The organism is Salipiger aestuarii (assembly GCF_003259905.1).
Lineage (GTDB): Bacteria > Pseudomonadota > Alphaproteobacteria > Rhodobacterales > Rhodobacteraceae > Salipiger > Salipiger aestuarii.
The window spans coordinates 135,170-144,606 of record NZ_QLMG01000005.1; the positions used below are offsets into that span (position 1 = coordinate 135,170).

Annotated in this window: 12 protein-coding genes; 5 read left to right on the forward strand and 7 right to left on the reverse strand. The window is 66.5% G+C overall.

All coding sequences use genetic code 11. From position 1 onward, the window contains the following. Positions 1 to 24: 24 nt before the first annotated feature. A complete protein-coding gene (locus ATI53_RS04845) occupies positions 25 to 1,596 on the reverse strand; it encodes an ABC transporter substrate-binding protein (protein WP_111549835.1) in 1,572 nt (523 codons plus the stop codon). A 323-nt stretch (positions 1,597 to 1,919) separates the two neighbouring features. On the opposite strand from ATI53_RS04845, the gene ATI53_RS04850 reads away from it, so the two are divergent. The 5 genes from ATI53_RS04850 to ATI53_RS04870 all read left to right on the forward strand — a co-directional run bounded on the left by ATI53_RS04850 (position 1,920) and on the right by ATI53_RS04870 (position 5,762). Further along, positions 1,920 to 2,633: a GntR family transcriptional regulator gene (locus tag ATI53_RS04850; protein ID WP_009505163.1), complete on the forward strand. Its 714-nt coding sequence runs from the start codon at positions 1,920 to 1,922 to the stop codon at positions 2,631 to 2,633. Continuing rightward, positions 2,633 to 3,085, forward strand: coding sequence for a phosphonate C-P lyase system protein PhnG (locus tag ATI53_RS04855; RefSeq protein WP_240778547.1), 453 nt, complete (start codon positions 2,633 to 2,635; stop codon positions 3,083 to 3,085). Before ATI53_RS04850 ends, ATI53_RS04855 begins: the two co-directional genes overlap by 1 nt. Positions 3,086 to 3,257: 172 nt before the next feature. Next, positions 3,258 to 3,770 (forward strand): ATP-binding cassette domain-containing protein, encoded by a 513-nt coding sequence (locus tag ATI53_RS24185; protein WP_276613102.1) that lies wholly within the window; start codon positions 3,258 to 3,260, stop codon positions 3,768 to 3,770. Continuing rightward, positions 3,757 to 4,938 (forward strand): alpha-D-ribose 1-methylphosphonate 5-triphosphate diphosphatase, encoded by a 1,182-nt coding sequence (locus ATI53_RS04865; protein ID WP_009505160.1) that lies wholly within the window; start codon positions 3,757 to 3,759, stop codon positions 4,936 to 4,938. Before ATI53_RS24185 ends, ATI53_RS04865 begins: the two co-directional genes overlap by 14 nt. Beyond that, positions 4,935 to 5,762: a sugar phosphate isomerase/epimerase family protein gene (locus ATI53_RS04870; RefSeq protein WP_111549837.1), complete on the forward strand. Its 828-nt coding sequence runs from the start codon at positions 4,935 to 4,937 to the stop codon at positions 5,760 to 5,762. Before ATI53_RS04865 ends, ATI53_RS04870 begins: the two co-directional genes overlap by 4 nt. Positions 5,763 to 5,880: 118 nt before the next feature. On the opposite strand, the gene ATI53_RS04875 is transcribed toward ATI53_RS04870, so the two are convergent. From ATI53_RS04875 to ATI53_RS04895, 6 genes are all read right to left on the reverse strand, one after another. Beyond that, positions 5,881 to 6,657, reverse strand: a complete 777-nt coding sequence (locus ATI53_RS04875) for a class I SAM-dependent methyltransferase (protein ID WP_111549838.1) — start codon at positions 6,655 to 6,657, stop codon at positions 5,881 to 5,883. A gap of 2 nt (positions 6,658 to 6,659) precedes the next feature. After that, positions 6,660 to 7,874, reverse strand: a complete 1,215-nt coding sequence (locus ATI53_RS04880) for an alpha-D-ribose 1-methylphosphonate 5-triphosphate diphosphatase (protein ID WP_009506100.1) — start codon at positions 7,872 to 7,874, stop codon at positions 6,660 to 6,662. Positions 7,875 to 7,890: 16 nt separating this feature from the next. Continuing rightward, positions 7,891 to 8,055 carry a hypothetical protein gene (locus tag ATI53_RS23180; protein WP_170134525.1) on the reverse strand — a complete coding sequence of 55 codons (165 nt, stop codon included), beginning with the start codon at positions 8,053 to 8,055 and terminating at the stop codon, positions 7,891 to 7,893. Then, positions 8,052 to 8,210: a hypothetical protein gene (locus tag ATI53_RS04885; RefSeq protein WP_009506103.1), complete on the reverse strand. Its 159-nt coding sequence runs from the start codon at positions 8,208 to 8,210 to the stop codon at positions 8,052 to 8,054. The genes ATI53_RS23180 and ATI53_RS04885 overlap by 4 nt, the downstream gene beginning before the upstream one ends. Before the next feature lie 83 nt (positions 8,211 to 8,293). Beyond that, positions 8,294 to 9,037, reverse strand: a complete 744-nt coding sequence (locus ATI53_RS04890) for a type II toxin-antitoxin system HipA family toxin (RefSeq protein WP_249033397.1) — start codon at positions 9,035 to 9,037, stop codon at positions 8,294 to 8,296. 82 nt (positions 9,038 to 9,119) lie between these two features. Then, the coding region (locus tag ATI53_RS04895) for an integrase core domain-containing protein (protein ID WP_211315390.1) at positions 9,120 to 9,437 on the reverse strand (318 nt) is incomplete at its 5' end.

Genomic DNA, 9,437 nt, shown 5'->3' on the forward strand with positions numbered 1-9,437 from the left:
CGTGCCGCGCCGGGCCGGAGCGGCCTAATGGCCGGCGCCAAAGGTCAGGTTGTAGGGGCGCAGATCCATGTAGTAGAGGCCGTAGGGCTTCCAGCCGATATCGGCCCGCATGGCGTAGGTTTCCAGCGGGTTGTACAGCATCGTGCCCGGTGCCTCGTCCATCCAGATGTCCAGCGCGCCACGATAGGCGCGCTTGCGGGCGTCCCAATCGGTCGCGGTGGTGATGATCTGTTGCAAGCGGTTGAATTCGGCCGGAGCCTTCCAGGAGCGGTCGTCGGATTGCGCGTTGTTCTGTACGTCGCTTTCGGCGCCCCACTGCGGCACGAAGCTGCCCAGCGGGTCGGGCATGCGGTGGGTGTTGGACCAGGGGCGGATGTTGACGGTGGCATCGGCATCGGTCACCTGGCTCCAGTTCTCGACCGGTTGCAGGGTGACGTTCAGGCCGACCTGTTGCCACATCTGCTGCATGGCCTGCGCGGCCTCGGTGGACAGCAAATAATAGTTCAGCGGGAATTTGTAGACGATTTCTTCGCCATCGTAGCCGGCCTCCTGCAACAGTACGCGGGCCTTCCCGGGATCGTAGGCGAACTCGGGGTAGTCCTCGATCCACATTTCGTAGGATGGCAGCTGGTGGCCGTTCGGGGTGTAGTTCTGATCGGCCCACAGCGCCTTGCGCAGCAATGCGCGGTCGATGGACAGAGACAGCGCCTGACGCACGCGTTTGTCCTCAAGCGGGCCATTTGTGTAAAACACCAGCATATGGGTGTTGTCGAGCACGATGCGTTCGACCTTGAGGTCGTCATAACGCTCGATGGTGGGGATCTGGTCGGGCGGAATGTTGACCGAGATATCGTATTCGCCCGACACCAGGCCGGCGATCCGCGCCGACACTTCGGGCACCTGCCGGAAGGTCACTGATTTCGCGGTCGGTTTGCCGCCAAAGTAATCGTCATGGGCGACAAGGCGGATGTATTCGCCATCCACCCATTCATCCATCCTGTAGGGGCCGGTGCCGACCGGATTGCGCGCGAACGCATCCTTGCCCATCGTCATGTAGGCATTGTGGTTGACCACCCAGAAGGCATAGCCGGCGAGCCGCTGTTCGAGCAGCACGTCTGGCTTTCTGGACACGACGCGGATGGTGTATTTGTCCACCGGCACGACGTGGCTGATGGTCAGCATGAACCGCTTGGCCGCGCCGATCAGCGGGGCGTAGCCATGCCCGCGACCGGGGTTGAAGGAAAACGCCACATCGTCCGAGGTCACTTCGGACCCGTCGTGAAACAGCACACCTTCGCGCAGCTTCAGCTCAAGCGTTCGGTCGTCGATGCGGGTCCAGCTTTCGGCCAGGCCGGGCACCAGCCTCGACGCGGTGCCGCTTCCGTCGGCCAGAAAGTCCCGGCGGATCAGGCTGTCGAACATCGAATAGGTGATGCGCACGGCGACGTTGCCCATCTCTTCGATGCTTTCAAGGCTGTCGGGCAGGTTGTTCACGGCCACGGTCAGATCGGGCCGACCGTCCTGCGCGGCCACGGGCAATGTCGCAAGCAGCGACAGCGCCATGGCGGCAAGGCCGGTCTTTAGGCGGGTCAGCATGAAAGGTCTCCGGGTGATGGGAATGAACGCGGTGCCGACCTGCGCCCAATGGATGACCGCAATGTTGCGGTCTGGTGAATTTTTCTTTCGCCGTTGGTGACGATTTTATGACTGTGGAAAACATTCGGATGTCTTTTCAGTCGCTTGCGCCGCAGGTCAGGGCGACGCGCGTTTTCGACCTGTGCGCAGCACCATGCGGTGGCAAGGCGCAAGCCGTTCGGATCGGGGGCGATGTCGCGGAAACGTCATGGCATTGTCACCGGCCTGTATCGGCGCCTTTTTACGTCGGAAGTCATTCGAATGACTTCAGGTAGCGTGGGCGGATGACGGAATACCGGAACTGGGAAGCGGTGCGCGACTGGATCGTGCAGGGCATCGCGACGCGCGATCTGCGCGAGGGCGACCGGGTGCCCCCCGAACAGCACATCGCGGCAATCTGCGGTGTCGGGCGCCATTCTGTGCGCCGTGCCACCGCCGCGCTCGCGGTCGAGGGCGTCCTGAGCATCGAGCAGGGGCGGGGCACGTTCGTGCGGATACGCCCCGCGCTGCTTTACCGGATCGGGCGGCACACGCGCTTCCGCGAGAACCTGCGGCGGGCAGGGGTCGCGCCGGGCAGCGAGGCTTTGGGGGTCGATCTGATCGCTGCGGACGCCGACATTGCGCGAGCGTTGGCGGTGCCCGAGGGCGCGCCGGTCCATCGCATCCTGCGCCGGGGGCTGGCCGACGGCATCCCGATCAGCCTGACGCGAAGCTATCATTGCGCGGACCGGTTCCCGGATCTGGGGGCGCGGCGCACCTTGGGCGACAGCGTCTCCGAAATATACCGCAGCCACGGAATCACCGACTATCACCGCCGCGAGACCGAGCTTTTCGCGCGCCTGCCCACCCGGCCCGAGGCACGGCTTCTGGATCAGCGCCCGGAACAGCCCGTCATGGTGGTTAGCAAGACGGATGCTGCGCCGGACGGCCTGGTGCTGGGCTTTGGCGAGGCCCTGTGGGGCGCCGGTCGCGTCCGTTTCCTGCTGGAGGATCAGTGATGCGCGAGACGATTGCCGCCGGGGTGGAACGCGGGTCGGACATCCCCGGAGATTCCGGGATGCTGTCAGGTCTGGCCCGCGCCGCGCCAGAGGTGCGCAAGGCGGCGGCGCTTTCGCCCGATCTGGGCGCGGTGGGGGTGATCCGATCGCGCACTGGCCTGGGGATGCTGCCAATGCGTGACACGGTTCAGGGCGGAGATTTTGATCTGGGCGACGTGCTGGTGGCCGGGGCGCATGTCCGCGCTGCCGGGGGCGATGGCTACGGCATGACTGTCGGACGCGATCTGGAACGCGCGATGCCGATGGCACTGCCGGATGCCGCCGGGTTGGCCGATGTCGCGCGCGGCCGGGTGACCGCGTTTGCGGCGCGCAGGGCTGCGGCACAGACGCAGACGGATTCCGATACCCTGAGCCGCATCAACCCGACCAGGGTCGAGGCACAGACGTTGTGATGCTGGACACCCCGAACCCAGATGCGGATGACCCCCAGATCGTGGCTGACGATCACCATGGTGATGTGGCGCGCTCGGGCCGGCGAGACCGGTCTTGCCGACCAGACCTTTCAGGGCCCGCAGCCCGCCTACAGCCAGTCGTTCGTTCATGCCAAATTCAGAGGGGGCCGTCATGCCGTTACTGACCGTCGAACGGCTGATCGTCGAAGGGCTGGCCAAGACCTTTCATCTGCGCCGGTCCGACATCGGCCTCGTCACCCAGTTCCCGACCGCCCGCCCGCGCGTCGCCGCCGAGGACATCGCCGCCGCCCCCCAGCGCTTCGCCCCCCTGCGTGTCGCCGGCGCAAGCGCTGACCGGGCGATAGGCGAGGCGCGGCACCGGCTGGCTGCCTGTGGCCTGCGCGAGGCGCTTTGGCGCGCCGTTCCCGGCACCTTTTCGGGGGCCGAGAAACAAAGGGTCGATCTGGCCCGCGCGCTGATCCGCCCGCCACGGCTGTTGCTGCCGGACGCGCCGACCGCGACGCTGGATGCCCAGGCCCGTGCCGCGCCGGCGCAGCGGCCGGCCGCCTTGAAAACCCGGGGCGTCGCGACGATCGGCGTGTCCCACCGCCCCGGTGACGTGACGCGCCTGATCAACCGTACCATAGACCTGACCCCAAGCGAGGTGGCCCATGTGGCTGAGTGATTTCCGCATCGTCCTGAATGACCGCATTCTGCCGCGCGGCGCGCTGCTGGTCGAAAACGGCGTTGTCGCCGAGATCTGTGAAACCCCCGTGCCAGGCGCGGATCTGAGCGGCGACGGCCTGCTGCTGATGCCCGGTTTCATCGACATGCACGGCGACATGATCGAGCGTGAGGTCGAACCGCGCCCGAATGTCCGCATGCCGATGGAACTGGGCCTGCGCGATCTGGACCGCAGGCTCAAGGTGGCGGGCGTGACCACGGGCTACGCCGCCGTCAGTTTCAACCCCAAATCCGCTTATGGCCACCTGCGCAGCTATGACCATTCCCAATCCATGCTGCGCGCGCTCAGGACCATGCGGGGGGTGTTGCAGGTCGATCACCGGGTTCACGCCCGGTTCGAGATCGGCCACCCAGAGGCGCTGGGCGTGGTCGAGGACCTGATCGCCGAAGGCACGGTGGATCTGGTGTCACTGACCGATCACACTCCGGGGCAGGGCCAGTACCGCGATCTTGAGCGTCTGACCCGGCGCACGCAGGCCGAACAGGGGCTCAGCCGCGCAGACGCGGAACTGGCGGTGCGGGACCGCATCGCGGCAAAACAGCGCCACGCTGGGGATGCGGCCGCGACGTTGCGCGCGATTTCCGCGGTCTGTGCGACGCATGGCATCGCGCTGGCCAGCCACGACGACGACACGCCGGAAAAGGTCGCGCTGATGCGGGGTCTGGGGGCCACCGTCAGCGAATTCCCGGTGACTCTTGCCGCCGCCCGTGCGGCCCGCGAACAGGGCCTGATGACCGTGATGGGGGCGCCGAATGCGCTGCGCGGCCTCAGCTATTCGGGCAACCTGTCAGCCCGAGAGGCGCATGCGCTGGGCCTGCTGGACATCCTTGCCGCGGATTATCATCCCTCGGCGATCCTGCCGGCGCTGCTGATCCTCGGGCGGGACGACCCCGAGGGGCTGGCCGGGGCCGTGCGTCTGGCGACCGCCAACCCTGCGCGCGCCCTTGGTCTGCGGGACCGGGGCGAAATCGCCCCTGGCCTGCGCGCCGATCTGGTGATCGCAGATGACGATGGCATCGGGCATGTGCATGCGGCGATGCGCGCCGGTCAAATCATCTATTCCAACGGCAGCCGGTCGCTGCCCGGTCCGCGAAAGGCACCAGCATGACGACGATGACCCTTCCCGTAATCGGCGCGGCCCTGCCGGTCGACGCGCTGCCCGAATACCGCGACTGGCTCTTCGACAAGGACCGCGATCTGGAAGTCCAGAGCTTTCACGACCCCGAATTGCTGCGCGGCGATGGCTGGCGCGATGTCGCGGAACGGGCGCGCGACCTGCTTGCCGGATTCAACGGGCGGCTGGGCATCCACGGCCCCTTTGTCGGCCTGTCGCTGAACGCGCCCGATCCGGACGTCCGGGCCATTGTCACCAGGCGACTGATGACGGGTCTGGACGCCTGCGGCGTACTGGACGCGCGTCAGATGGTCGTTCATTCGCCGTACACAACCTGGGACCACCACAATCTGGACGGTCATCCGGGTGTACGCGACGACGTGATCGCGCAGGTCCACGCCACTCTGGCGTCGGTGGTCAGGCGGGCCGAGGATCAGGGCGTCACCCTCGTGATGGAGAATATCGAGGATGTGGACCCCGCCGAGCGGTTGCGGCTGGTCGACAGCTTTGGCTCCGACGCGCTGAAGCTGTCCATCGACACCGGCCATGCCCACTACGCCCACGGCATCACGCGGGCCGGACCGGTCGATCACTTTGTCCGCGCGGCCGGGGCCGGCCTTGCGCATGTCCACCTTCAGGATGCCGATGGCTATGCCGACCGTCACTGGGCCATCGGACGCGGCACGATCCGCTGGCATGAAGTGTTTCGGGCGCTGGCGGACTTGCCGCAGCGCCCGCATCTGGTTCTGGAACTGCGCGACGTGGCCGATGTCCGCCCGTCGATGCGCTGGCTGGAGGCACACGGCCTGGGGCAGTAACCACCGTGCAGGGCTATGGCCAGCCGTCGGACCGGCCACGGGACAAGCGTCTTCTCCGGCCAAGATGGATCGGGGCCTGGAAGGCCGCGTTCCCGGCGCGCGCTGGCCTCCGCGGGCTTCAGGCCCGGCGCTGCGTCCATTTGGCCGTGGTCTCCCAGTTCAGCACCGCCGGCCCTCGGGCATGCCGGTCATAGAGCGCCGCCAGATCGGTCATCACCTGCCCCAGACCGACCCGGCGCACGACCGCCGCGAGGGTCGATCGCATCAGGTAGAGGTCGATCAGACCACGGCATTCCAGTTCTTGCGTCCAGCGATAGGTTCGCGACCTGGCGGCATGAAAGCCGTCCTGGGCCGCCAGGTCGCGAACCGACGGCTCCTTGGTCTTTTCCCGGCGGGCATAGTCGTAGATGGTGACGGAGTGCTCGGCGATATAACCGTCAAAGGCGGCGATCAAAGGCGTGGCCTCGCGCCGGTTGCGCACCAGCGCCAGCACACCACCGGGGGCCAGAACCCGCCGGGCCTCGGCGAAAAAGCGGGTGCGGTCGAACCAGTGAAAGGCGGTGCAGGCGACGATCAGCCCGGCGCTGGCACCGGGCAGCGGCACGGCTTCGGCGCAGGCGTCGATCACCTGCACGCCGGTCTGGGTGGCAAAACGGCGCGACAGCACGCGCCGCATGTCGCGGCCCGGCTCCGCCGCGAACACCAGCCAGTCGTCGGGCAGGGCGCGGCGCAGCGCCGTTGTCGAATTTCCCGGCCCCGCCCCCAGATCCAGCGCGATGCGGGCGGGTGTGGCGCAGGCCGCGACCAGAGTGTCAAAGGCCGCATCCGGATAGCCCGGGCGATAGAGGTTGTAGGCCTCGGCCAATCCCTCGAAACGCTCGGACGTCTCGCGCATGGCTACAGCCCGAAATCCCGTGCGGCAAAGGCGGTGCGCCCGTTGCCGAGCGTCAGGACCGGGGCGGGGGCACGCCCCTCGGGCCAGTCCAGCAGCACCAGATCGGCGCGTTTGCCCGCCGCGATCTGCCCCCGGTCCGGCAATCCGCAGGCCCGCGCGGGATTGCCCGACACCAGCGGCCAGAGCCGGTGCAGCGGCGCCACCCCGTCGGCGTGCAGCCGCGCGACCGCCGCCAGCATCGCTGGATAGAAATAGTCCGAGGCAAGGATGTCGCACAGCCCGCGCGCCACCATGTCGCCGGCGTCCGGACTGCCGATATGGCTGCCGCCGCGCACCACGTTCGGCGCACCGAAAACGATCCAGTCACCGGCATCGCGCGCGCCCTGTGCAACCTCTGTGTTCATCGGAAATTCGGCGATCCGCGCGCCCTGGTCGCGGTAATAGGCGCGGGTGCGCGGCTGGCTGTCGTCATGGCTCAGCATCGGGGCTGACCGGGCACGGCCATGCGCCGCAACCTCTGCGATCACGGCTTCGACCTGCGGGCGCCGTTCCCAGATGCCCGCGATCCTGTCGACAAACGCGTCCGTGCCGAGGCCGGAGCGTTTGGCGCGGCTTGCCATCTTCCGGGCAAAGGCGGCCCCGGCCAGATCGGCGACCGGATAGTCGGGATCCAGATCAAAGGGCCGGCCCTGCAGCGGCACCATGGGGTCAAGCACCGCCATCGAGGTGTGGTCGTTGAACGCCAGCGCCGGGGTCAGCGGTGCCGCGAGCGCGCGCTCGATCAGGGGCCGGGCCTCGAAGCAGAACGTCTCCCACCGCAGTTGCAGGCGGCTTTCGACCGAAAGCCGCCCCGCCATGCCCCCCAGCAGATCCATGATCCGGCCGGCTGTTTCGACCGACCGCAAGCCCGGTTCCCAGCTGAGCGTAAGGGCGTGATAGGCGGTGGCGATGCCATTGCCGGCCAACTGACGGTCGGTTTCCAGCAGGGCGGTATCCAGCGGAAACAAGACGCCCGGGCGTGGCATCATCTGCCGTTCGAACCCATCGCCGTGAATGTCCACCAGCGCGGGCGCAAGCGTCAGCCCGCCCGCGTCGATACCGCGCGCGCCGTCGTCCGGGACATCCAGCCCGGTGATGCGACCGTCCTCGACCCTGACGGACACGCGGGCGACCCCGTCGGGCAGCAGCACATCCGCGCCCTTGATCACAAATGCCATCCAAGCCTCTCCATCGTCAGATGCGGATGCGGGTGCGGGTGCCCGCGCCCGGATCCTGAATGCGCGCGCCGGGGCCCGGCGTCGCGGTGCATGCGGTCACGCCGGGGGCGGGCCTCGGCCATTTCGCATCCTGCGCGACCCAACGGACGTTCCAGTGGTCATGCACGGTGTCCGTCTTCATCTGTCCGTCCCGATGACCTTGCGGCGCAGTACGGCGCCTAGCTGTTCCACGGCGATAACCACGACGGCAATCATCAGGATCACCGTCATTGCGGTGGGATAATCGAACAGGTCGAACCCGACCTTGAGTTCGACCCCGATGCCGCCCGCGCCCACCAGTCCAAGGATGGTCGAGGATCTGTGAAACGATGGCGGATGAGCTCCGCGAGGTCTTCGTATGATGCGTAGCGTGCCATCATTTAATCAAGGCCGAGCATGGTCAACGCTGAGACCATCGCGCGGCGGGTCCAGCCTGCCGCGCTCTTTTCGCGGTCAAAGCGCTCGATAAGCAGGACATCTTTGCCAGCGGCATTGGTGAGCGATACTGGCGCTGCGTTCAGGCCGCAGGCTGCCGCCAGTTTCATGGCGATGAATTCAGCCTTCACGACGCTATGCGTGTCGGCGCTAGACGAGAACTTGGCAATGAATTTGTGCTCTTCACCATCGATCAGCGCTCTGGGGCGCGCCCCGCCAATCGAGGTGCCATGGTTCAGCGCCTGGTCGAGTGCAGGGGTGAGCGGCGAGCCTTTTTCGATACGCTCGGCTGCCGCTAGCAATTCCTCGAAGGATGCTTCTGCAGCAAGGCGCGGCTCGTAGTCTTTCGACGAGGTCTGAAAATCGAGAGCGCCGATCCGGTCGGAGCCGGATTGAAGCAGATAGGTGAGTTCGCTGATGTCCGGCACGCTCGCCGCATCAGGTTTGGCGCCGGTCAGGCGGTTGATGATAACGCGCCGCCCCCAGGCATCCGGCGAGCCGTCCCGAATGCAGCTTGGCATCGAAAGCCCTGGCTTCGGGGCAATTGTGCCGCGCTGAAGCGGGAGTTCTGGCTCATAGATTGGAATCGCGTCTTGGCGCTCCCGATAGCTGGCGCCATAGGTGAAGAGCAGGCGGTTACCATCCTGCGTGAGCCGTCCGGCCACAACCGGTTCGGTTTCTCCCGGCAACCAAATCCAGACATAGGCTTCGCTCGCATCCGCCTTAGAAGACTGAGCTACTCCCCATCGGTTGGACAGGATCTGGCGTAATTCAAGCTACTCGTTGCACCTGCTGATCGGGGTTGGTTGTTTCATTTCTCTGCCAATAGACCACGGCTGGCGGTCTGCCGCCAAGGGCGGAGTGTGGGCGTTGGTGGTTGTAGAAGGTCATCCATTTTCGAATGCCCGCCTTTGCTTCCGCCCCGGTCTCCCAGGCATGCAGGTAGACGCACTCGTATTTCAGGGTCCGCCACAGCCGCTCGATGAAGATATTGTCGAGGAACCGGCCTTTCCCATCCATCGAGATGCGCACGCCGGTCCGGCGCAAGCGGTCCGTCCAGGCGAAGGAGGAGAACTGAGACCCTTGATC

What these genes read in the sequence shown, in the direction of transcription:
- ATI53_RS23180 (WP_170134525.1), bottom strand. Translation starts at nt 8,055, where the DNA reads ATGAAGACGGACACCGTGCATGACCACTGGAACGTCCGTTGGGTCGCG.
- ATI53_RS04870 (WP_111549837.1), top strand. Translation starts at nt 4,935, where the DNA reads ATGACGACGATGACCCTTCCCGTAATCGGCGCGGCCCTGCCGGTCGAC.
- ATI53_RS04845 (WP_111549835.1), bottom strand. Translation starts at nt 1,596, where the DNA reads ATGCTGACCCGCCTAAAGACCGGCCTTGCCGCCATGGCGCTGTCGCTG.
- ATI53_RS04855 (WP_240778547.1), top strand. Translation starts at nt 2,633, where the DNA reads ATGCGCGAGACGATTGCCGCCGGGGTGGAACGCGGGTCGGACATCCCC.
- ATI53_RS24185 (WP_276613102.1), top strand. Translation starts at nt 3,258, where the DNA reads ATGCCGTTACTGACCGTCGAACGGCTGATCGTCGAAGGGCTGGCCAAG.
- ATI53_RS04850 (WP_009505163.1), top strand. Translation starts at nt 1,920, where the DNA reads ATGACGGAATACCGGAACTGGGAAGCGGTGCGCGACTGGATCGTGCAG.
- ATI53_RS04875 (WP_111549838.1), bottom strand. Translation starts at nt 6,657, where the DNA reads ATGCGCGAGACGTCCGAGCGTTTCGAGGGATTGGCCGAGGCCTACAAC.
- ATI53_RS04865 (WP_009505160.1), top strand. Translation starts at nt 3,757, where the DNA reads ATGTGGCTGAGTGATTTCCGCATCGTCCTGAATGACCGCATTCTGCCG.
- ATI53_RS04880 (WP_009506100.1), bottom strand. Translation starts at nt 7,874, where the DNA reads ATGGCATTTGTGATCAAGGGCGCGGATGTGCTGCTGCCCGACGGGGTC.